This window comes from Nocardia brasiliensis ATCC 700358, assembly GCF_000250675.2.
Classification (GTDB): Bacteria; Actinomycetota; Actinomycetes; order Mycobacteriales; family Mycobacteriaceae; genus Nocardia; species Nocardia brasiliensis_B.
This window is the reverse complement of sequence record NC_018681.1, coordinates 8,670,108-8,692,097: the sequence shown is the minus strand read 5'-3', so window position 1 is coordinate 8,692,097 and position 21,990 is coordinate 8,670,108. Positions and strand designations below refer to the sequence as shown.

Genomic DNA, 21,990 nt, shown 5'->3' with positions numbered 1-21,990 from the left:
GCGCCCGACCCTACGAGGCCACCTGCGCGCGGACACCGCGGCCGCGCACGGGTGGCCTTTGTCGTTCCGGTCGCCCGGGTGGCCGTTCCGCTGTCGGCGAACCATCGTCAATTTTTGTTGACACCACCCGGTGTCGTCAATCAAAATTGACGACATGACAGAAGCAACCACTCTGGCGGCCGCCGCGGGCAGCCCCGACCCCAAGGTCGGGTTGCGCGCGGTGCTCGCGCTGCGACGGCTGCTCGAACGGCTGGAAGCGATCCAGGTGACCAACGCCCGCGAACAGGGCTGGTCCTGGCAGGCGATCGCGGAGGCGCTCGAGGTCAGCAAGCAGGCAGTCCATCAGAAGCACAATCGGAAAGGCAGGAACCGCTGATGTTCGAACGGTTCAGCAGATCGGCACGGATGGCCATCGTCATCGCCCAGGAAGACGCGCGGGAATTGCGTTCGCCCACCATCCAGGTGGAACACGTACTGCTAGGGCTGCTGTCGCAGTGCGAAGCGGACCTGCGCGGCGTGCTGGCCGCGTCCGGTCTCACCCACGCCGGCGTCCGGCAGGCGCTGGCCGACAACGGCAAGAGCGCGCCGCTGGGCGCGGACGACGCCGAGGCGCTGCGCTCGATCGGCATCGACCTCGACGCCGTCCGGGAATCGCTGGAGGCGAACTTCGGCTCCGACGCGCTGGAACGCGCGGTCCCGGAGGAACGCCGCGGCCCGTTCGGCCGCGGCCGGAACTTCGGGCACATCCCGTTCACCAAGGACGCGAAGAAGGTGCTCGAACTCTCGCTACGGGAAGCGCTGGCCCGCAAGGACAAGTCCATCGAATCAGGACATGTGCTGCTCGGCATCCTGCGCGCCCCCAACCCGACCACCGAGCGGCTGCTCGGCGGCTCCGGCCCGATCGACGAGCTGCGGTCCAAGGTGCACACGCTGCTCGATCGCGCCGCCTAGCGGGTGGACAGGTGTAGGCCGAACGGGGACGCGGTCACCGATCGCCGCGTGGCTGCTCCGCCCGCCCGCGCCGACCAGCCACCAGGCCGGAATTCGCGTTTCGAGTCGACACATGTCCACCCTGCGGTCTTAGCATGGGCGCATGCAGCTTCTGATTCGGTTGATCATCAACGCGGTGGCGATCTGGCTGGCCGCCGCCTGGGTCGACAAGATCGATATCGTCAGTCCGGCCGAGAACGGCAACGGCGGCAAGATCATCGTCCTGATCGCCGTCGCCCTGGTCTTCACGGTGGTGAACGCACTGGTCAAGCCGATCGTGAAGCTGCTGTCGCTGCCGCTGGTGATCGTCACGCTGGGCCTGTTCCTGCTGGTGATCAACGCGCTCATGCTGTGGCTGACCGCGAAGATCACCGAGACCACCGACTACGGCCTGCGGGTCGACGGGTTCTGGGCGGCGGTGATCGGCGGCATCATCGTCTCGCTGGTGAACTGGGTGCTCGGCATCCTGGTTCCCGACAACGACTGAGCCCGGCGGGGCGCCTCGCGGCCGCGGACCTGATCCGCGTCCGCGAGCGGTCTGCGGTATCAGGCGAAACCGAGTGCCAGCGCCGTCACGATCGACCAGGCGAGCATCGCCAGGCCGGAATCCCGCAGCGCCGGAATGAGTTCCAGTCCGCCTTTGCCGGAGCGAACCGGGGCGTTGGCGCGTACCGCGAGTGGGATGGCGAGCAGGCCGACCAGCGCGAACGGCGTGCGAGCCACCAGCGCCAGGGTGCCGGCGAACGGCACGGCCAGCAGGGCGAGCTGCAGCGTCCTGGTCCGGGGATCGCCGAGTTTGACTGCGAGCGTGACCTTCCCGGATTGCGAGTCGGTCGGGATATCGCGCAGATTGTTCGCGACGAGCACCGCGCTGGAGAACGCGCCGACCGAGACCGCGAGCACCACACCCGCCCAGTCGATCCGCTCCGCCTGCACGAACTCGGTGCCGAGCACGCCGACCAGGCCGAAGAACACGAACACCGCGATCTCGCCGAATCCGCTGTACCCGTAGGGCTTGCTGCCGCCGGTGTAGAACCAGGCGCCGGCCAGGCAGGCCGCGCCGATCAGCAGCAACCACCAGGCCGTGGTCGCGGCCAGGATCAGCCCGAGCACCGCGGCGATGCCCAGGCTCAGCACCGCGGCATTGCGCACCGCCGCGGCGGAGGCCAGTTTCTGGCCGACCAGCCGGACCGGGCCGACCCGCACGTCGTCGGTGCCGCGGATACCGTCGGAGTAGTCGTTGGCGAAGTTGACGCCGATGATCAGGGCCAGCGAGACCAGCAGCGCGAGAACGGCTTTCCACCACACCGCGCCGTCGAGCGAGGCGGCGGCGCCGGTGCCCGCCAGCACCGGGGCGATTGCGTTCGGCAGGGTGCGTGGACGCGCGCCCTCGATCCATTGCGCTGCAGTAGCCATTCCCGCAGCATAGTGTCGCGGTCGCGCAGTGGCCGTGCGCAGGCGCGCCGCTCGCCGCCTACTGCCCGTTGCCCTCGGCGACCGCCTTCAGCCGGGCGAGCCCCTTCTCGAAATCCTTGCCGACGAACTTGTCGGTCGGCAGGATCTTCGAGAGCACCTTCATCAAGCCCTGCTGCTGCCCGCTCATCCGCCAGACCACCTCGGTGGCGCCGGATTCGGTCGGGTTCAGCTCGAACAGCACCTGGTTGGTGGCCTGCCACGGCTTCTCGAAGTCCAGGCGGATCGCGATTTCGCGCTCGGCGCTCGCGACGATCTCCATGCGACCCGCACCGGCCTTGCGGTTGCCGGTCCAGGCGTATTTGGCGCCGACGCCGGATTCCGCGCCCGTGTAGGTGCGCTGCAACTGCGGATCGATGTCCTCCCACGGAGACCACTTGGTCCATTCCCGCAGGTCGTCGATCAGCCCGTGAATACGCGACGGCTCGGCCGAGATGACGGCCTGCCGGACCACTTCGAACTCAGCCATGCGCACAGCGTAGGGGACCGGCCATCGAAAACGAGGGAAAAACCATGTCGGCTCGGTCAGTCCTGCTCGCATACGATGACCGCGGGATGTTGTCGGATCAGAGCGGCCCGGGTGGTCGCGGTCAAGTGTTGCGGGCGCCCGCAGGCGAACCGGTCGTGGTGGGCCTGCTGGGCGAGATCGCGCTGCGCCGCGACGGCGCGCTGACCGCGCTGCCCGGCGCCCGATCGCGTTTGCTGCTCGCGGCCCTGGCGTTGCGGCCGGGTCGTAGCCGCAGCGCGCAAGCCCTCATCGATGACGTGTGGGGCGAGCAACCGCCGCGCGCCCCGATGAACGCGCTGCACACCCAGGTGTCGCGACTGCGGGCCGCGCTGCCGGACGGCGCGCTGGAGATCGGCCCGGCCGGCTACCGGCTCACGCTGCGCGCCGACGAGGTGGACCTGACCCGCAGCGCCGAGCTGTTGCGCCGGGCCCGCGAACGCCGCACCGCCGGCGATCACGCGGCCTGTTTGGCGTTGATCGCCGAGGCCCGCGCGCTGTGGCGGGGCGAACCGGGCGGTGATCTGCCGCCGGGCGAGGTCGCCGACGCACTCTGCGCCGCGGCGACGACCCGGCTCGACGAATTGACCGTGCTGGAACTCGCGGCGCGTGAATCCGCGGGCGATCTCGAGGGCGCGCTGCGGCTCGCGCGGTATCGGGCGGGCGCCGCACCGCTGGACGAATCGGCGCAGCTCACGCTGATGCGATTGCTCGCGTTCACCGGTCACCAGAACGAGGCGCTGGAGTCGTTCGCCGTGTTCCGGACTCGGCTGGTCGACCAACTCGGCGCGGATCCCGGACCGGCCTTGGTCGAGCTGAACACCGCGATTTTGCGCGGGGAAGCGCTGGGGCACAACGGTATCGCCGCGGCCCGACCGCCGGTCGACGCGGTAGCCCGTGATATCGATGTGCCGGAATTCGCCTTGCCCGCGGCGATCGGCCTGCGTGCCGCGCCCAACGCACTGCTCGGCCGGGCGGAGGAGCTGAGCGCGCTGGCCGCGCTGCTGCACATGTCCCGGGTGATCACGGTGCTCGGGCCAGGTGGCGCGGGCAAGACCCGGATCGCCAACGAGGTCGGAGCCCGCGCCGCGGCGGCCAACCGGGTGGTGCTGGTGGAGCTGGCCTCGGTCCGCGCGGAGGGCGCCGACGCCAGGGTCGAGATCGAGGCCGCGATCAGCGCGACGCTCGGGCTGAGCGATGTCGGGTACAACACCACGACGTTGCGGCCGCGCATCGATGCCCGCCAGCGGCTGCGCGAGGCCGTGGCCGCCCGGCCCATGCTGCTGATCCTCGACAACTGTGAGCATGTGATCGAGGCCGTCGCCGTGGTGGTCGCCGACCTGATCGGGGTGGCGGATCGGCTGACCGTTCTGACCACGAGCCGGGCGCCGCTGATGATCACGGCCGAGACGGTGTATCCGTTGCCGCCCTTGGCCATCGACCCCACCGGGTCGCCCGCGACCGAGTTGTTCGCGGCGCGGGCCAGGGCGGTGCGGCCCGGGGTCCGGCTCGATCCCGATGTCGTCGCACAGCTGTGCCACACGCTGGACGGCCTGCCGCTGGCCATCGAGCTGGCGGCCGCGCGGGTACGGGTGCTGAGCGTCGAGGAGATCACCCTGCGGCTGGCCGATCGGTTCGCCCTGCTGCGGCACGGGGATCGGAGTTCGCCGGAACGACATCGCACGCTGCACGCGGTGATCGACTGGAGCTGGAATCTGCTCGACGCGCCGCAGCAGGCGGCCCTGCGCCGATTGTGCCGATTCCCGGCGGGTTTCACGCTCGCGGCGGCCGAGTTGGTCGCCGCCGGACCTGACGTCGACGATGCCGCCGCGGCGGTCGACGGCCTGGTGAACCAGTCGCTGCTGACGGTGCTCGACGACGAGATGCTCGGCACCCGCTACCGCATGCTGGAGACGGTGCGCGAGTACGGCGCGGAGCAGCTGGCCGCCTGGCCCGGCGAGGCCGAACTGGTGACCGATCGAATGCTGTTGTGGGCCAGGACGTATGCCCTCGACGTCGCGGACCGGTATCGCACCGGCGACCAGGTGTGGCTCGCGTTGTCGGTGGCGGCCGAGCTGGACAATCTGCTCGACGCGCTGCGCGCCGCGCTCGACCGGGAGGACGCGTACACCGCCTACATCGTCTTCCCGATCGTCTCCGCGCTGTGGATGCTGCGCGGTTCGCACGCGGAGGTGGTCGGCTGGGCATGGCGGATCGCTCGACTGCAGCCCGACGCGAGCGGTCCGCAGGCGCCGCCGCCCGATCTGGTGCTGACCAGCTATCAGACCATGTTCCTGCACCTCGCCTACAGCAACGGCAGCGCGCGGGACCTGGCCGCCCTGCGCTTGCGGGTGCGCCGAATGCTGCGCAGCGGAGCCGAACTCACCCCGAGCAACAGTTTCGTCGCGGGCATCGTGCTGACCAGAGCCGATGGCCGTGGCCTGGCCCGCCTGATCGCGCACGCCGTGCGCTCCCCGGATGCCGAGACCAAGGCCAGCGCGCTGCTGCTGCGCGCGAACATGCGGGAGAACCTCGGCGACGTGCGCGGTTCGACGCTGGACGCGGTGCGCGCGCTCGAGATCTTCGGCCACGACAACGTCTGGAGCACCGCGATGGTGTGCCGGCACCTCGGCCAGGTGTACGGGCAGATCGCCGAGTACGCGAAAGCCGTGCCGTACTACCGCCGTTCGCTCGAGATGCTGGTGCGCCTCGGCGCCTACGAGGACACCATCGAGACCCGCAGCATGCTGGTGGCGGCGTTGCTCGGCGCGGGCGAGCAGGCAGGCGCCGAACAGGAGTTGGAGCTCGCCCTGCGTGCCGCCGACGTCGACAGCGGACTGGCGGGCCCGAACCGGCTGCTCGCCACGGTGATGCAGGGCGCGGCCGAGGTATCGCTCAGCCGCGGTGATGTCGCGGAGGGCCTGCAGCGGTATGACCGGGCGCTCGAACTGTACGGCTGGCCGTCCACCGACGTCAGTCCCGGCCCTGGTTCGCTGATGCTCGGCGCGGCCGCCCTGGACGCGTGGGTACTGCACGGTGCGCTCGATACCGCGGGCGAGTTCGTCGATCAGCTGATCGAGCAGACGTTGCCGATGCTGACCCAGTACGCCGATCTGCCGCAGATCGGCGGCATCGCCTGCGCTGTCGGCTCCTATCTGATCGCCACCGAGCAGGATCCGGCGCGCGGCACCGACCTGCTCGCGTTGGCGCCCAACGTGTTCTGCCGCCAGGACTTTCCGTCGATGTGCTGGGCCACCCACGCCGAGCTGGCGCGGGCGCGGCTCGGCGGGCACCAGCTCGATGCGGCAAGGGCGGCGCTGAGCCGCCTGCGACGCCGGGATTCGGCCGATCGCATCATGGCCATCTTGCGTGAGCTGGCCAAAGCACCCTGATCCGACAACGCAACGCCGACCGGCCCGCGGCCGTCCGGCGTTGCGTTGTCCCGCATCGGGTTCCGTGCTCACGCCCGGCGCATGTACGCCTTGACCGCGAGCGGCGCGAAGATGGCGATCACCAGCGCCGAGCCGAGCAGCGACCAGGCCAGGTTGCCGGTGTACTGGTTGCCGTTCATCAGCTCCCGGCAGGTGTTCACCATGTAGTAGATCGGGTTGGCGTGGTTGAGTCCCTGCAGCCAGCCCGGCATGGTGCTCACCATCGCGAACGCGCCGGACATGAAGGTCAGCGGGAACATCACCATCATCGAGATGCCTTGCACGCCTGCGGCACTCTTACCGGTGACGCCGACCAGCGCCCAGATCCAGCTGACCGCGAACGAGCAGACGATGATCACCAGCGCGGCGACCAGGACGCCGACGAAACCGCCGCCGGGACGGTAACCGAGGCAGAGGCCGACGATCACGGTGAGCACCGTGGCGATGGTGTAGCGCACCATATCGGCGATCAGCGCGCCGGCCAGCGCCGAAATGCGCGCGATCGGCAGGGATTTGAACCGGTCGAAGACGCCCTTGTCCATATCCTCGCGCAGCTGGGTGCCGGTGACGACCGAGGTCAAAATCACCGTCTGGACCAAGATGCCGGGGATCAGCACGGGCAGGTAGTCGTGCACGTTCCCGCCGATCGCCCCGCCGAAGATGAAGGCGAACAGCGCGGTGAACAGAATCGGCTGCACCGTCACGTCGAACAGTTGTTCCGGGTTGTGCTTGATCTTCAGCAGACCGCGGTAGGCCATGGTCAGCGAGGTCGATACCGCTTGGCGCAGCCCGATGTGGTTGCTGACCTCGGGGATTCGCAGCGGCGCCGCATGGCGCGCGGGGGAGGGGGCGGTGAGCGTCGTCATGCCGCGCTCCTTTCGTCGTCGTCGTCGGCCGGACGGCCGGTGATGGTGAGGAAGACCTCGTCGAGGCTCGGCTTGCTGACCGTGATCTCGTCGATCCCGATCTCCCACTCGCGCAGGCGGATCAGCAGATCGGCGGTTACGCCGGCGTCGCGCAGCGGTGCGGTGAGCCGGCCCGCCTCGGGCGTGATCGTGGCCTCGGCGCCGAGGAAGTCACCGACCACCCGGCGAGCCTCGTCGAGCTGGCTTCGATCGGCCAGCGTCAAGTGCAATGAGGAACCACCGACCGAGGCCTTCAGTTCGTCGGCGGTGCCGTCGGCGATCACCTTGCCGTGATCGATCACCGCGATCCGGTCGGCCAGCTGGTCGGCCTCGTCCAGGTACTGCGTGGTGAGCAGCACCGTGGCGCCCTCGCGGACCAGCCTGCGGATGGTGTCCCACATCTGGGCGCGGGTGCGCGGGTCCAGGCCGGTGGTCGGCTCGTCGAGGAACAGCAGCGGCGGGGTCGCGATCAGGCTGGCCGCCAGATCCAGGCGCCGGCGCATGCCGCCGGAGAAGTTCTTGAGCGGTTTGGTCGCCGCCGCCACGAGATCGAACTCCTCGAGCAGCTCGACCGACTTGCGCCGGGCCGCGGCGCGGCTCAGGCCGAGCAGGCGGGAGAACAGGATCAGGTTCTCGGTGGCGGACAGATCCTCGTCGACCGAGGCGTACTGCCCGGTGACGCCGACCAGCGACCGGACGGCCGTCGGTTCGGCGACCACGTCGTGGCCGAAGATGCGGGCGCTGCCGCCGTCCAGGCGAAGCAGAGTGGCGAGCATCTTGATGGTCGTGGTCTTGCCCGCGCCGTTCGGTCCGAGCACGCCGTACACCGAGCCCTGCGGCACCGCCAGGCTCACGCCGTCGACGGCACGCTGTTCCCCGAACACCTTGACCAGCCCGTCCGCCTCCACGGCGAGTGCTGAAGTGGGTGTGAAAGAAGTCATGGGGATGACTCTGCGGCCCGCCTCTTGCACCGCCCTTGCGTCGCGATGGCGCGACCGCTTGCGGGGCCCGGCTAGTGCGCGGAGTCGGCGAGCAACTGCTTGCGCAGCGTGTTGCGGTCCGGCTTGCCGGGGCCGCGTAACGGGATCTCGTCGATGATGCCGAGTTCGCGCGGGGCCGCGATGGCATCCAGTTCGGCCACCACGTGCTCGCGCAGCTCGTCCAGCGTCGGCACCGCGCCGGCCGCGGGCACCACAACCACGGCGACTCGCTGGCCGAGCCGCTCGTCCGGCAGGCCGAGCACGACGCATTCCCGGACCGCGGGATGGGTCATCAGCACGGCCTCGACCACCTGCGGGATCACCAGCAGACCGCCGGTCATGATCGCCTCGTCGAGCCGGCCGGTGATCCGCAGCCTGCCGTCGTCGAAGACGCCCGCGTCCTCGGTGCGGAACCAGCCCGGTTCGTCGAACGCCGGGTGATCGGGCTGGCCGCGGTAGCCCGACGCGATCATCGTGCCGCCGAGCACGACCCGGCCGTCCTCGATGCGCACCTCGGTGCCGTCCAGCGGCACGCCGTCGTACACGCAGCCGCCGCACGTCTCGCTCATGCCGTAGGTGCGCACGACGTTGATGCCCGCCGCTTTCGCGCGCTCGTAGACGGGTAGCGGGGTGGCGGCGCCGCCGACCAGGACTCCGTCGAGCTCGGCCAGCGCCGCCGCGGCGCCGGGGGCGTCCAGGGCCTTGATCAGCTGGGTCGGCACCAGCGCGGTATAGCGGCGCTCGCCACGCATGCTCGACACCGCACCGGCCAGCGCCTCCGGCAGGAAGCCGCCGGACACGTCGAGGATGGTGGGCTGGGTGCCCGCCAGGATGCTGCGCAACAGCACCTGGATGCCCGCGATGTGATGGGTCGGCAGCGCCAGCAGCCAGCTACCCGGTCCGCCGAGCCGATCGTGGGTGGCGGTGCCGCTGGCCCGCAGCGCGGCGGCGCTGAGCATCGCGCCCTTCGGCACGCCGGTGGTGCCGGAGGTGGTCACCACGAGGGCGACCTCGTCATCGATCGTCTCGCCGGGCGAGAGCGCGTCGCTCAGCCGCCGGGCTTCTCTGCGGTCGCTGGTCGGGATCGGCAGCCACGCGGGCCCGTTGCCCTCCAACGCTTCTCGCAGGTGCGGCAGGACGTCACCCGCACCGGAACCGGTGGGCATCGGCAAAGTCCGGAGCGTCCTCACGACCCCACCTCACCTGCCTCGACGGCCCCCGGCACCTCGATGCTCGACCCCCTCGTGCCCAGAGGCGCTGTGCCCTCGGCCCGCTCACTGCGCTCGCTCACGGTAGGGATCGTGTCATGACCGCGTCGCCGAACGCGGAACGGGTGGTCGGTTTGCCGGGGCGGCGCGAGACGTGTTCGGCCGCCCCCAAGAAATGGGGCTCAGGTTCGCCAGGCATGCGGACTGCGATTCACTCGTCGGACGGGTTCACACGGCGGCCGGGCCAAACAACGGCGGTCGGGGGCCATCCGAGCGCTATCGTCCTCGCCGAGGCACTCCTTGGCAACTCGATGTGCCCATTTGGAACAAAGCGGACCGGTGTTCAGTCCGCTGACCAGCGGGCATCCCGGCGGATCGGATGTTCGGCCGGCACCTCGACGAGCACGATCGGCACCCCGTCCGGGTCGCGCAGCCACATTTCGATCAACCCCCAGGGCTGTTCGGCGGGGGCCTTGTCGATCGGGATGCCCTTGAGCGCGAGTTCCGCCGCCGCGTCCGACACGTCGCGCACCTGCAACCAGAGCGCCCCTTCGAACCGCGAGGCCTCGCCCGAGCCGCCGTGCGCGGCCACCTCGACCAGCGACTGGCCCGCGAAGAAGACCGTGCCGCCCGGATACTCCCGTGAGATCGCGAGACCGAGTCCGTCGCGGTAGAACGTGAGCGTGGTGTCGTAGTCGGCGGGGCGCAGCAGGATTCTGCTGTTCAGGATCTCCATGTCAGAAGTACCAGGGGTAGGGGGTCCAGTCGGGCTTGCGCTTCTCCAGGAACGAGTCGCGGCCCTCGACGGCCTCGTCGGTCATGTACGCCATCCGGGTCGCTTCGCCCGCGAACAGCTGCTGGCCCACCAGCCCGTCGTCGAGCAGGTTGAACGCGTACTTCAGCATGCGTTGCGCCTGCGGGGATTTGCCGTTGATGTCGGCGGTCCACTCCAGCGCGACGTCTTCCAGTTCGGCGTGGTCGACCACCTTGTTCACCGCACCCATCTGGTGCATCTCCTCGGCGGTGTACGGGCGGCCGAGGAAGAAGATCTCCCTGGCGAACTTCTGGCCGACCATCTTCGCGAGGTAGGCGCTGCCGTAGCCACCGTCGAAGCTGCCGACATCGGCGTCGGTCTGCTTGAACCGGGCGTGCTCGCGGCTGGCCAGGGTGAGGTCACAGACCACGTGCAGGCTGTGCCCGCCGCCCGCGGCCCAGCCGTTCACCAGGGCGATCACAACTTTCGGCATGAACCGGATCAGCCGCTGCACCTCGAGGATGTGCAACCGGCCCGCCCGCGCCTGGTCGACGGTGTCCGCGGTGTCACCGCTGGCGTACTGGTAACCGTTGCGGCCGCGGATGCGCTGATCGCCGCCGGAGCAGAACGCCCAGCCGCCGTCCTTGGGGCTCGGCCCGTTGCCGGTGAGCAGCACGGCGCCGACATCCGGGGTCATCCGCGCGTGATCGAGCGCCCGATAGAGTTCGTCGACCGTGTGCGGGCGGAACGCGTTGCGCACCTCCGGACGGTCGAAGGCGACCCGGACGGTGCCCTGCTCGACGTGCCGGTGATAGGTGATGTCGGTCAGATTCTCGAACCCGGGGACGGGCCGCCACAACTTCGGATTGAACGTCACGCCAGTGATTATTGCCCTCGGGCCGGACCGGCCTGCGCCCCAGCTTCGACTTGACGGTGTAAAAAAGACGGTTATGGTGCGTATATGACTGAGGGAGTGAAACCGGTTATCGACCGCAGCGCGGTGGACGAGTCCCGGTACGAGAAGCACGGGGGATTTCCCAAGGTCTCCCGCGCGAAGATCGGGCGCAATTTCGGCCCGTTCGTCGAGGCGATGCGGACGCTGCAGGACCTCGCCGTTTCCGTGGACGCGCCGGACGAGGTGTTCGGGGCCGCGCTCGCCAAGGCCGAAGAGCTCGTCGCACTGCTGGAGCCCTACCGTGCCCCGGAATTGCAAGGCCCCGCGGGCCGCGCCGTCGAATTGCCGGGACGCGGCAGCCTTTTGCTGCTGCCGTGGCGGGTGCTCGAGGCAGGGCCGGACGGCATCCGGATGGCGGGCGAGTTCCGCCGCTTCCATCTCGGCGGCAACGGCGCGGCGCACGGCGGTGTGCTGCCGCTGCTGTTCGACGATCTGCTCGGCATGATCGTGCACTACGCCGGACGCCCGATCAGTCGCACCGCGTATCTCCATGTGAATTACCGCAAGATCACTCCGCTGGAGACACCGCTGACCGTGCGCGGCCGGGTCGACCGGACCGAGGGGCGCAAGACGTTCATCACCGCCGAATTGCTCGATGAGCAGGGCAATGTGCTCGCCGACTGCGAAGGTTTGATGGTGCAATTGCTGCCGTGGCAGCCATGAGCGACCGCCCGGTCTGTATTTTCCGTGGCGCAGACCACGTTTGGGACGCGACTCGTTAGCGGGTGAGTGCCGCGACCAGCCGCGCGGCGGTGCGTATAGTTGCGGTCGCTCGTTCATCGAAACCTATTCCGGAGGAACCTGAAAGTGGTTGCAGCACTGTCTGAATCCCTGCTCGACGACGCCAAGCGCCCGGCTTTCCTTGCCGATGCCGTCGAGGTTCTTGATGCCGAGGTCTCGGACAAGGGTGGTGCGTCCGGCCTGGCTGTGAAGGGTGGCTACGCGGCGGTCAAGAAGATCAGCCCGTCGATCGTGCCTGATGCGCTGGAGTCGTTGGCGCCCAAACTCGTTGCGCAGCTCGAGCCGTTCTGGCAGGAGTACACCGCGTCCGGCTCGGGCAAGTTCGGTGATCTGCTCGTCGCCAAGTCGGACGAGGTCGCCGAGGCCCTGCTGTCGGTCACCGATGCGCGTGCCGACGCGTCCACCCGGCCGGCGCTGAAGAAGGTCTACTCGTCGATGCGTTCCTCGGCCAAGAAGAACGTCATCGAGGCGCTGCCCCGGGTCGGCGACCTGGTGCAGAAGCACGCCAACTGAATCAGGCGCACTGAATCAGCCTGCTGAATTCATCCCGCCGTGCACGTCGGACGCGTCGCACATCGAACGGCCGTCCGCGGCCGCGCTTTTCGATGTGCGGCGCGTTCTGCTGTGCGGGCCGATCGGAGCGCAGGGCCTGATCGGCACCGTGCGCGCCGGTGCGCGTGCGCGGATGGACAGCTGGCGCAACTGCGCCGGACACCTCCGGCGCGCCGCGCCGTGCGATCTCGGCGACACCGCACGGCGCCATCCGGGCAAAGGAGCGCGGTGTGACCAGGGCGACGCAGACGGCGGGTGCACTGTCTGAGAGGCTGGAGGCGTGAACCCGTCTACAGCACAAGCGCAGGTCGTCGTGGACGAACTCGCGCGCGGGGGTGTACGGGATGTCGTCCTGTGCCCCGGATCGCGGAACGCGCCGCTGGCCTTCGCCTTGCAGGCCGCGGACGCCGCCGGTCGACTGCGGTTGCACATGCGCATCGACGAGCGGACCGCCGGCTTCCTCGCCATCGGCCTCTCGGTCGCGAGCCGGCTGCCCGTGCCGGTCGTGATGACCTCGGGGACCGCCGTCGCGAACCTCGGCCCGGCCGTGCTCGAAGCCAACTACGCGCGCATCCCGCTGGTGGTGCTCAGCGCGAACCGGCCCTACGAGATGCTCGGTTCCGGTGCGAATCAGACCGTCGAGCAGTTCGGTCTGTTCGGCAGCCAGGTGCGGGCCGCGATCAGCCTCGGCCTCGCCGAGGAGGAGCACGCGAGCGCGGACTGCGCGGAGTACGGACACCAGAACAGCCAGTGGCGCTCGGCCGTGTGCCGAGTGCTCGCCGCGGCCCGCGGCACCCGCTCCGGCAACGCGGGCCCGGTGCATTTCGACATCCCGCTGCGCGAGCCGCTGGTCCCCGACCTCGCCCCCGGCGAGACCGCACCCGCCGGGCGCGACGCCGACGAAGCCTGGACCCAGACCCAGTACGCCACCCTCGACGTGCCCCTCGACCTCGACCTGACCCCGGACACCGTCGTCATCTCCGGGCACGGCGCGGGGCTGCGGCCGGAGCTGGCCCAGCTGCCCACGGTCGCCGAACCCACCGCGCCGATGCACGGGCCCGCGCTGCATCCGCTCGCGCTGCCGCTGCTGCGGCCGCGCCAGGCGATCATCACCGGACGACCGACCCTGCACCGTCAGGTGTCCAAAGTCCTTGCCGATCCGGCGGTTCGGGTCTACGCGCTCACCACCGGGCCGCGCTGGCCCGACGTCTCCGGCAACGTGCTCGGCACCGGGACGCGCGCCGTGACGACCGGAGCGCCACGCCCGGAATGGCTGGCGTACTGCCGCGAACTCGACGAGAAGGCGAACCAGGTGGTGCGCGCCGAACTCGCCGGCCACCCCAAGCCGACCGGCCTGCACGTGGCCGCCGTGGTGATGAACGCGCTGCGCGAAGGCGATCAGCTGGTGCTCGGCGCGTCCAATCCGGTGCGCGACGCCGCGCTGGTGTCACATCCGCGCCCGGGCATCCGGGTGCTGTCCAACCGCGGCGTCGCGGGCATCGACGGCACGGTGTCCACCGCCGTCGGCGCGGCGCTGCACCACGAGGGCCGGACCGTCGCGCTGATCGGCGACCTGACCTTCCTGCACGACGCCTCCGGCCTGCTGATCGGGCCGGGCGAACCGCGCCCCGCCGACCTGACCATCGTGGTCGCCAACGACGACGGCGGCGGCATCTTCGAACTGCTCGAACAGGGCGATCCGCAGTACGCGGGCGTGTTCGAGCGGGTGTTCGGCACCCCGCACGGGATGGATCTCGCCGCGCTGTGTGCCGCCTACCGCATCCCGCACCGGCAGGTCGACCCGGAACAGCTGGCCGTCGAACTCACCGGGCACGCGCACGGCACCCGCGTGCTCGAGGTGGCCACCGAACGGTCCAGCCTGCGCGAGTTGCACGCCACCGTGCGCGCCAAGATCTGCCCCTGAGCAGAGCCCGTGGGCCGCACCGGCATTCGGGCGCGCCGACGGGTCAGGCGATATCGGGTTCGTCGTCGAACGGCACTTCGATCGACTGCTCGACCACATCCGCCGGATCGGCGTTCCACCGGTCCGGGGCGGCCTTCTCGGCCAGGTCGGGCGCGAGCCGGCCGTCCTGGTCCGGCCCGTCGTCGGGGTAGCCGAGCTCGTCCGGGTAGGCGGGCATGGACTGCTCCGCGAGGTCGGCTTCCGGCACCGGATCGATGTCGCGGATAGTGCTGCGATCGGTCATCGTGCGCTCCTCTCGGCGTAGGCCTCGCGTGTCGGCATACCCGTGGGGGCACGCCGCAATCGAGGCGGGCGTCAGTCCCAGCACTGTCGAGGATGCGCCTCGTCCGGCGTCGGGGCAACCCGTGCCCGCCTTTGTGCCGCGGGGTCACTCGTCGGCGCGGGCTCCGTTCCCGTCGGCGGGGTATTCGACCAGCGCCAGCGTGCGGCCCGCCATGAACCGGGCGGTGCGCACCGGATTCCCGGTCCGCGTCACCTCGCTCACTTCGACGACACCGCGTGCGATCCGCACCTCGACCCGCCGCCCCGCTCGGGTCGCCGCCACTTCATAACTGCGAGACCCGTCCCCGAAATCGACGACGATCTCCACCCGATCACCCTTCATCTCCCAATTGTCCGCTTTTCCAGCGGTTTTCGCGGTCACGAGTTGGTCGCGGGGGAGGGGCACGGGGCACCGGCGAGATCAATCCGAGACCGGGCCGAGAGCGCTGGGCACCGCGGGCGCGCGCGGCGGTGGCCGCGAAGTGCGGGCGCAGGCGGGATTGCGCGGGCGTGTGTGGCGGTGGGGCGGCGGTGGTTGTGCAGGCGTGGGCGGCGGTGGCTGCGGCCGATGAGTTCTGGGCCGTTGATTCGTCTGCATTGCTGAGACCCACCGCTCGCCCAGGAGAACCCATGAACCAGGAATTCGATTTCGAACCGGCGGCCACCGCGCTGGACACCGTGATCAACGGGATCACCGACGATCAGCTCGCGGCTGCGACCCCGTGCGCCGACACCACCGTCCGGGATCTGCTCGCCCACGTGGTGGATCTGACCGAGGCGTTCCGGCAGGCGGCGACCAAGGAGGCGGTCGGTGGGTCGGTGGCGCCGGTCATCGCGCCGGAGAACGCGCTGCCCGCCGATTGGCGGGCGCTGATCTCGGCGCAGCTGAAGGCACTGGTCGGCGCGTGGCGGGAGCCGGGCGCGTGGGACGGGATCACCGAGGCGGGCGGGGTGAGCGAGGCCGCCCCGGTGATGGCGATGATCGCGCTGGACGAACTGGTGGTGCACGGCTGGGATCTGGCCAAGGCTACCGGTCAGCCCTTCGACGCCACCGCGACCGATCTGGCCACCCTGCTCGACCTGCTGAGCGAAACTCCCGCCGAAGGCACACCCGGCCTGTTCGGCCCGGTGCTCCCGGTCCCCACCGAGGCCTCGGCGCTGGACCGGGTCCTCGCCCTCACCGGTCGCCGCGCGGACTGGTCCGCGTAGCCGAAAACCACACCGCGGCAACGCCTGACCCGCCCCGTATCAGCGCCGATGCGAGCGGTTAGCTCGGCGCCGACACGAAAACACCTGCGGCGGCAGCGGTTACCGCGGCACTGGCGGCGGCGACCGCAGCGTCGTCGTTGATCGGGTCTCCGCTGGCGAGCAGGCGGTAGTAGAGCGGTGCGGACACGGCTGAGAGGACGGCCCGAGCGTCCGTGCCGGGTGGCACTTCACCGCGTGCGATCGCCCGGTCCACGCAGGGGGACCACTCGGTGAGCCGCACATCGTAGAACCGGCGCAGCGCCGTGGCGGCAGCCTCGTCGCAGGTGCCCGCCGCGATGACGGCTTGGAAGAGCTTGCCTTGGCGCGGGTCGGTCAAGGTCCGGGCGACCAGGCGGGCGTTGGCGGTGAGGTCATCGAGCAGTGATCCGATGTCGGTGTGGCCGACGGACTGCTCGGCCATGTCGATCAGCAGGTCGGTGACCAGGCCGGTGGGGGTGCGCCAGCGGCGGTACACCGTGGTCTTGCCGACCTCCGCCAGCGCGGCGACCTCGGCCAGATCCAACTGGCCGAAGCCGCGTTCGGCGAGCAGGTCGCCGGCGACGCGCAGCACCGACTCGCGCACGCGCGCGGTGCGTCCACCTGGGCGAATAGAGCCGGGCGTGGCCTCGGCGTCAGTCATAACGGAACTCCAGTTTCATTTGTGGCCGATCGGGTGTACTGTTCGATGCGTTAACGAAACTATAGACCCTTTAGGAGGGTGGACCGATGAATGATCGGACAGTGGGCGCGGAGATGGAGTACCGGCGGCTGGGCGCATCGGGTCTGCACGTTCCGGCGTTGAGTTTCGGCGCGGGCACCTTCGGCGGGCGGGGCGAGCTGTTCGGCGCGTGGGGTGACACCGACGCCGCGGCAGCGCGGCGGCTGGTGGACATCAGCCTGGAGGCGGGCCTCACCATGTTCGACACGGCCGACGTCTACTCCGACGGCGCGTCGGAAGAGGTGCTCGGCGCGGCCATCAAGGGCAGGCGCGACCAGGTGCTCATCTCCACCAAGGCGTCGCTGCCGACCGGTCCGGGCCCCGGGCAGGCCGGCTCGGGCCGGGCGCGGCTGATCGGCGCGGTGGAAGCGGCGCTGCGCCGGCTCGGCACCGACTACCTCGACCTGTTCCAACTGCACGCCTTCGACGCGGGCACCCCGGTCGAGGAAGTCGTCGCGACCCTGGACGATCTGGTGCGCGCCGGCAAGATCCGCTACGTCGGCGCCTCGAACTTCGCGGGTTGGCAGCTGATGAAATCGCTCGCCGCGGCGGACGAGCACGGCCGGACCCGGTATGTCGCCCACCAGGTGTACTACTCGCTGATCGGTCGTGACTACGAATGGGAGCTGATGCCACTCGGTCAGGATCAGGGCGTCGGCGCGGTGGTCTGGAGTCCGCTCGGCTGGGGTCGGCTGACCGGCAAGATCCGGCGCGGCCAACCGCTTCCGGCCGGCAGCCGCCTGCACCAGACCGCCGCCGCGGGCCCGCACGTGGACGACGAGAAGCTCTACGACGTCGTCGACGTGCTCGACGAACTGGCCGCCGAAACCGGCAAGACCATCCCGCAGATCGCGCTCAACTGGCTGCTGCGCCGCCCCACCGTGGCCACGGTCATCGTCGGCGCCCGCAACGAGGAACAGTTGCGGCAGAACCTGGGCGCCATCGGCTGGGAGCTGGACGCCGACCAAGTGGCCAGGCTGGACAAGGCCAGCGCGACGACGCCGCCGTACCCGTACTACCCGTACCACCGGCTCGGCGATTTCACCCGCCTGAACCCGCCCCTGGTCTGATCGTCGCGGGCCGCGCTCAGTAGACGTCGCGCACGTAGCGTTTCTGCGCGACGAGCTGTTTGCGGTACGCCAGCGCTCCCGCCTCGTCCACCTTGCCGTGCACCCGGATGATCCGCAGCAGCGCGTCGTCGACGTCCTTGGCCATCCGGGTGGCGTCGCCGCAGACGTACAGATGCGCACCGTCGCGCAGCCAGGACCAGAGCTCGGCGCCGTGCTCGATCATCCGGTGCTGCACATAGATCCGTTCGCGCTGGTCGCGGGAGAAGGCCAGATCCAGCCGGGTGAGGAAGCCCGAGCGGAACATGTCCTCCAGTTCGGTGCGGTAGTAGAAGTTGGTGGCCGCGTGCTGTTCGCCGAAGAACAGCCAGTTGCGGCCGGTGCAGCCGAGCTCCCGGCGTTCCTGGAGGAAGCCGCGGAAGGGGGCGATACCGGTGCCGGGGCCCACCATGATCATCGGCGCCGCCGGGTCGGCGGGCGGGCGGAAGTGCGGCGCCCGCTGCAGGAAGATCGGCACCGTGCCCGCCTCGCCGCCCGCGCGGTCGGCGAGGAAGGTCGAGCACACGCCGCCGCGCCGGGCCATCGACCCGGTGGCGGCGGGGTCGCCGTAGCGGACGACGCCCACGGTCAGCTGCACCTCGTCGGGACTGACCAGCGGGCTCGACGAGATCGAATACTGGCGCGGCTGCAGCTTTTTCAACGTGCCGAGCCAGTCGACCAGATCGGCCCGCACGGGGAAATCGCGCAGCACGTCCACCGCCTGCCGGTCCCAGAGGTAGTTGTCCAGCTCGTTGCGGTTGTCCCGGCGCAGCAGCTTGGCCAGCCGGACGTTCGGGTTGCGTTCGGCGACGAAGGCAAGCAGGTCGTTGCTCACCTTGCTGATGTCGTAGTGCGTGCGCAGGGCCTCGGCCAGGGTCAGTTCGCGGTCGTCGACCTCGATCACCCGGCGGCCGTCCAGTCCGGTGGTGGCGAGCCATTCGCCGACCAGCGCGGCGTCGTTGGCCGGCCAGATACCGAGCGAATCGCCGACCTCGTAGCCGGCTTCCAGCCCGCGCAGGTCGAAGCCGAACTGGCGCACCTCTTTCGCCGATCCGGCGACGGTGAGGGCCTCGTTGCGGACCAGGGGCGCGGGCACCGGCGAGTTCCGGGTGAATTGCGGGACTTCGCGCCTGGTTCGGCCCGGCGCGGGCGCGGCGGCCCTGGTCAGCACCGAGGTCATCGTCCGGGTGCGCTGGTGCATCTGCGGCACCGCGCTGCCCGGCTCCCCGGCGGGCGGACTCGAATCATCCTGTGGCAGTTCGCGGCTCAACTGTTCGCCGAGCACGGCGAGCACCGCGTCCAGCCAGCGTTCGGCGGGCTCCTGGAAATCCGGTTCGCTGTCGACCCGCGGCAGCAGCCGGGTGGCGCCGTATTCGGCGAAGCGCTCGTCCAATTTCCGGCCGTGCCCGCAGAAGTCGTCGTAGGAGGAGTCGCCGAGCGCGAACACCGCGTAGCGCATGTCGCCCAGCCGAATCGCCTTGTCGTCCAATTGCTGCCAGAAGTCGGTCCCGTTGTCCGGCGGCCCGCCGTCGCCGAAGGTGCTCGTGACCACCAGCACGTCACCGGTCAGGGCCGCGACCGTGCACGAGTCCATATCGAGCAGCTGTGGCAGGAAACCGCATTCGGTCAGCCGGGCGGCGACAGTGGCGGCGAGTTCCTCGGCATTGCCGGTCTGTGAGGCCCACAGCACGGTCACCGGATGGGTCGGCGCGGCCGCGACATCTGCGACGCGCGAATACATTCCCGCCAGCAGGCCATCGATCCAGGTGCGGCGCTGCGCGTCGATCGGCGCGGACGCGGGCAGCACCGGCTGGCCGGTCACCGGAATGGCTTGCAGCGCGGCCAGATACCCGCTCAGGTAGATCCGTTCGACCTCGGTGAGGGTCGGCGTGGCCGTCGCGTCCAGTCCGAGCACCACCGCGAGCGGATGCGGTGCGGCGGGGATCGGAATGGCCGGCGATTCGGGCTGTTCCGGCACCGCGACCCGGCGCAACGACACCGCGCACGCCTTGTACTCCGGCTGCAGCGAAGCGGGGTCGACGGCATCGTTGGTGACCGCGTTGATCGTCAGATACTCACCGTGCTCGTCGTTCCAGTGGAACGGCGCGAAGCAGTCGCCGGGCCGCACCCGGTCGCCGATCTGCACCGGCAGCACGGCCCGCCCACGGCGGGAAGCGATTTCGAGTTGATCGCCGGCCCGCACCCCGAGTCGTTCCGCGTCGTCCGGATGCACCTCGACGAACGGCTGCCCGTTCAGCTTGGTCAGCTTATCGATCTTGCCGGTCTTGGTCATGGTGTGCCACTGGTGTTGCAGCCGACCGGTATTGAGCAGGAACGGGTAGTCGTCGTCGGGCAATTCCGCGGCGGGCAGATGCGGGCGCGGCCAGAACACCGCCCGGCGGCTCGGGGTCGCGAAGGCCAGCCGCGGCCGATGGCCGTGCTCGTCGACGTGCGGATGCTGGCTCACACCGTCGTTGACATAGCGGATCGGGTTGCGCGGACGGGTCCCGTCGGGGCACGGCCACTGCATCGGACCCTGCCGCAGCCGTTCGACATCCATGCCGCGCAGGTCGTATCCGGTGGCCGGATTCGCGAACTGTTTGATCTCGTCGAAAACCGCCGCGCTGGAATCGAAGTCGAAGCCCGGGAAGCCCATCGCGGTCGCGACCTGGGCGATCAGCAACCAGTCCGGCCTGGCTTCCCCGACCGGCTCGACCGAGCGCTGCAGCAGCGTGACGTTGCGTTCCGAATTCACCATCAGCGCATCGGCTTCGGCCCACAGGGTGGCGGGCAGCAGCAGATCGGCGTAGGCGTTGGTGGCGGTCTCGGCGTAGGCGTCCTGGGCGATCACCAGCTCGGCGGCCTCCAGGCCGTCCAGCACCGTCTTGCGATTGGCCACGGTGGCAACGGGATTCGTGCAGATGATCCAGGCCGCCTTGATCTGCCCGGCGGCCAGCTCGCGGAACATCTCGATGGTGCCCGGCCCCACCTCGTCCCGGATGGTGCCGGGTTCGATGCCCCAGGTCGCCTCGACAAAGGCGCGATCGGCCGGGGCGAGCACGCTGCGCTGTCCGGGCAGGCCGGGGCCCATGTAGCCCATTTCCCGCCCGCCCATGGCATTCGGCTGTCCGGTCAGCGAGAACGGACCGCTGCCCCGGCGGCTGATCGCGCCGGTGGCCAGATGCAGGTTGCAGATCGCGTTGGTGTTCCAGGTGCCGTGGGTGGACTGGTTGAGCCCCATCGTCCACAGCGTCATCCATTCGCCGGCCGCGCCGATCCAGGTTGCGGCAGTACGGATATCGGCCTCGGCGAGCCCGGTGAGCTCGGCCACCCGCGCGGGCGAGTAGTCGGCGAGGAACTCCGGCATCGCCGTCCAGCCCTCGGTGTGCTCGGCGATGAAATCCTCGTCGATATCCCCGTTTTCGACGAGCAGGTGCAGCAGGCCGTTGAGCAGCGCGAGGTCGGTGCCCGGCGCGATCTGCAGGAAAAGGTCGGCGCGCGCGGCGGTTTCGGTGCGCCGCGGATCGACCACGATCAGCTTCGCGCCCGCCTTGAGCCGATCCACCATGCGCAGGTGCAGGATCGGGTGGCAGTCGGCCATGTTCGCGCCGATCACGAAGAACAGATCGGCGTGGTCGATATCGTCGTAGGAGCCGGGCGGCCCGTCCGCGCCGAGCGACTGCTTGTAACCGGTGCCCGCGCTCGCCATGCACAGCCGCGAATTGGCTTCGATGTGCAAGGTCCGCAGATAGCCCTTGGCCAGCTTGGTCGCCAGGTACTGCGCCTCCAGCGACAGCTGCCCGGACACGTACAGCGCGATCGCGTCCGGCCCGTGCTCGTCCAGGATCGACCGCAGCCGGGTGGCCGCTTCGCGCACCGCCTCGTCCACCGCGACCGGCACCGGCTCCTGCCCGCGCTCGGGCCGCCGGAACGCAGTCTCCATCCGTCCGGGTGTGCGCATCAGCTCCAGGTGGGTGGCGCCCTTGGTGCACAGCCTGCCCGCGTTCGACGGATGCAGTTTGTCGCCGCTCACCTTGGCGATCACCGGCTTACCGGCGGCATCCGCCTTCGTCTGCACCGTGATTCCGCACCCGACGCCGCAGTACGAACATGCCGTCCTGGTGGTGCCGCCTGCGTCCAACATGCTCCCGATCATGGCCATCGCCGATTGCGCGGGGT

The 21,990-nt window shown here is 69.9% G+C and carries 20 protein-coding genes; 9 read left to right on the top strand and 11 right to left on the bottom strand.

What is annotated here, in order from left to right; translation table 11 throughout:
- The first annotated feature begins 154 nt into the window (after positions 1–154).
- The 3 genes from O3I_RS38840 (at position 155) to O3I_RS38830 (ending at position 1,477) form a co-directional block, all read left to right on the top strand.
- Positions 155–376, top strand: coding sequence for a hypothetical protein (locus O3I_RS38840; RefSeq protein WP_014988536.1), 222 nt, complete (start codon positions 155–157; stop codon positions 374–376).
- A complete protein-coding gene (locus O3I_RS38835) occupies positions 376–951 on the top strand; it encodes a Clp protease N-terminal domain-containing protein (protein WP_014988535.1) in 576 nt (191 codons plus the stop codon). Before O3I_RS38840 ends, O3I_RS38835 begins: the two co-directional genes overlap by 1 nt.
- A gap of 142 nt (positions 952–1,093) precedes the next feature.
- The gene (locus O3I_RS38830) at positions 1,094–1,477 is read left to right on the top strand and encodes a phage holin family protein (RefSeq protein WP_014988534.1); all 384 of its coding nucleotides are present in this window, start codon (positions 1,094–1,096) and stop codon (positions 1,475–1,477) included.
- A 59-nt stretch (positions 1,478–1,536) separates the two neighbouring features.
- Here the strand turns inward: O3I_RS38830 and O3I_RS38825 are convergent, their stop codons facing one another.
- A complete protein-coding gene (locus O3I_RS38825; RefSeq protein WP_014988533.1) occupies positions 1,537–2,406 on the bottom strand; it encodes a 1,4-dihydroxy-2-naphthoate polyprenyltransferase in 870 nt (289 codons plus the stop codon).
- A 58-nt stretch (positions 2,407–2,464) separates the two neighbouring features.
- Complete coding sequence (locus O3I_RS38820) at positions 2,465–2,932, bottom strand: SRPBCC family protein (protein ID WP_014988532.1); 468 nt, start codon at positions 2,930–2,932, stop codon at positions 2,465–2,467.
- Between the two features lie 86 nt (positions 2,933–3,018).
- Between O3I_RS38820 and O3I_RS38815 the strand changes: the two genes are divergently transcribed.
- Positions 3,019–6,360 carry an AfsR/SARP family transcriptional regulator gene (locus tag O3I_RS38815; protein ID WP_014988531.1) on the top strand — a complete coding sequence of 1,114 codons (3,342 nt, stop codon included), beginning with the start codon at positions 3,019–3,021 and terminating at the stop codon, positions 6,358–6,360.
- A 68-nt stretch (positions 6,361–6,428) separates the two neighbouring features.
- Here O3I_RS38815 and O3I_RS38810 read toward each other — a convergent pair whose 3' ends face one another.
- The 5 genes from O3I_RS38810 to O3I_RS38790 form a co-directional block, all read right to left on the bottom strand.
- A complete protein-coding gene (locus O3I_RS38810; RefSeq protein ID WP_014988530.1) occupies positions 6,429–7,265 on the bottom strand; it encodes an ABC transporter permease in 837 nt (278 codons plus the stop codon).
- On the bottom strand, positions 7,262–8,245 hold the full coding sequence (locus O3I_RS38805; protein ID WP_041563149.1) for a daunorubicin resistance protein DrrA family ABC transporter ATP-binding protein: 984 nt from the start codon (positions 8,243–8,245) through the stop codon (positions 7,262–7,264). Before O3I_RS38805 ends, O3I_RS38810 begins: the two co-directional genes overlap by 4 nt.
- A gap of 71 nt (positions 8,246–8,316) precedes the next feature.
- The gene (gene menE, locus O3I_RS38800; RefSeq protein WP_014988528.1) at positions 8,317–9,450 is read right to left on the bottom strand and encodes an o-succinylbenzoate--CoA ligase; all 1,134 of its coding nucleotides are present in this window, start codon (positions 9,448–9,450) and stop codon (positions 8,317–8,319) included.
- A 385-nt stretch (positions 9,451–9,835) separates the two neighbouring features.
- Positions 9,836–10,228, bottom strand: a complete 393-nt coding sequence (locus O3I_RS38795; RefSeq protein ID WP_014988527.1) for a VOC family protein — start codon at positions 10,226–10,228, stop codon at positions 9,836–9,838.
- Position 10,229: 1 nt separating this feature from the next.
- Positions 10,230–11,123 carry a 1,4-dihydroxy-2-naphthoyl-CoA synthase gene (locus tag O3I_RS38790; protein WP_014988526.1) on the bottom strand — a complete coding sequence of 298 codons (894 nt, stop codon included), beginning with the start codon at positions 11,121–11,123 and terminating at the stop codon, positions 10,230–10,232.
- An 84-nt stretch (positions 11,124–11,207) separates the two neighbouring features.
- Here O3I_RS38790 and O3I_RS38785 point away from each other — a divergent pair, with 84 nt between their 5' ends.
- From O3I_RS38785 to menD, 3 genes are all read left to right on the top strand, one after another.
- Positions 11,208–11,864 carry a PaaI family thioesterase gene (locus O3I_RS38785; protein ID WP_051066842.1) on the top strand — a complete coding sequence of 219 codons (657 nt, stop codon included), beginning with the start codon at positions 11,208–11,210 and terminating at the stop codon, positions 11,862–11,864.
- A gap of 144 nt (positions 11,865–12,008) precedes the next feature.
- Entirely contained in the window at positions 12,009–12,455 is a 447-nt protein-coding gene (locus O3I_RS38780) for a DUF6918 family protein (protein WP_014988524.1), read from the top strand.
- Positions 12,456–12,774: 319 nt separating this feature from the next.
- Positions 12,775–14,418 carry a 2-succinyl-5-enolpyruvyl-6-hydroxy-3-cyclohexene-1-carboxylic-acid synthase gene (gene menD, locus O3I_RS38770; protein ID WP_014988522.1) on the top strand — a complete coding sequence of 548 codons (1,644 nt, stop codon included), beginning with the start codon at positions 12,775–12,777 and terminating at the stop codon, positions 14,416–14,418.
- Between the two features lie 43 nt (positions 14,419–14,461).
- Here menD and O3I_RS38765 read toward each other — a convergent pair whose 3' ends face one another.
- Positions 14,462–14,701: a hypothetical protein gene (locus tag O3I_RS38765; RefSeq protein ID WP_014988521.1), complete on the bottom strand. Its 240-nt coding sequence runs from the start codon at positions 14,699–14,701 to the stop codon at positions 14,462–14,464.
- 144 nt (positions 14,702–14,845) lie between these two features.
- Positions 14,846–15,082 carry a hypothetical protein gene (locus O3I_RS38760; RefSeq protein WP_014988520.1) on the bottom strand — a complete coding sequence of 79 codons (237 nt, stop codon included), beginning with the start codon at positions 15,080–15,082 and terminating at the stop codon, positions 14,846–14,848.
- 287 nt (positions 15,083–15,369) lie between these two features.
- On the opposite strand from O3I_RS38760, the gene O3I_RS38755 reads away from it, so the two are divergent.
- Positions 15,370–15,948: a TIGR03086 family metal-binding protein gene (locus O3I_RS38755; protein WP_014988519.1), complete on the top strand. Its 579-nt coding sequence runs from the start codon at positions 15,370–15,372 to the stop codon at positions 15,946–15,948.
- A gap of 58 nt (positions 15,949–16,006) precedes the next feature.
- On the opposite strand, the gene O3I_RS38750 is transcribed toward O3I_RS38755, so the two are convergent.
- On the bottom strand, positions 16,007–16,627 hold the full coding sequence (locus O3I_RS38750) for a TetR/AcrR family transcriptional regulator (protein WP_041563148.1): 621 nt from the start codon (positions 16,625–16,627) through the stop codon (positions 16,007–16,009).
- A 113-nt stretch (positions 16,628–16,740) separates the two neighbouring features.
- Between O3I_RS38750 and O3I_RS38745 the strand changes: the two genes are divergently transcribed.
- Positions 16,741–17,775: an aldo/keto reductase gene (locus O3I_RS38745; protein WP_014988517.1), complete on the top strand. Its 1,035-nt coding sequence runs from the start codon at positions 16,741–16,743 to the stop codon at positions 17,773–17,775.
- 16 nt (positions 17,776–17,791) lie between these two features.
- Here the strand turns inward: O3I_RS38745 and O3I_RS38740 are convergent, their stop codons facing one another.
- Complete coding sequence (locus O3I_RS38740; RefSeq protein WP_041564882.1) at positions 17,792–21,955, bottom strand: bifunctional nitrate reductase/sulfite reductase flavoprotein subunit alpha; 4,164 nt, start codon at positions 21,953–21,955, stop codon at positions 17,792–17,794.
- Between the last annotated feature and the right edge of the window lie 35 nt (positions 21,956–21,990).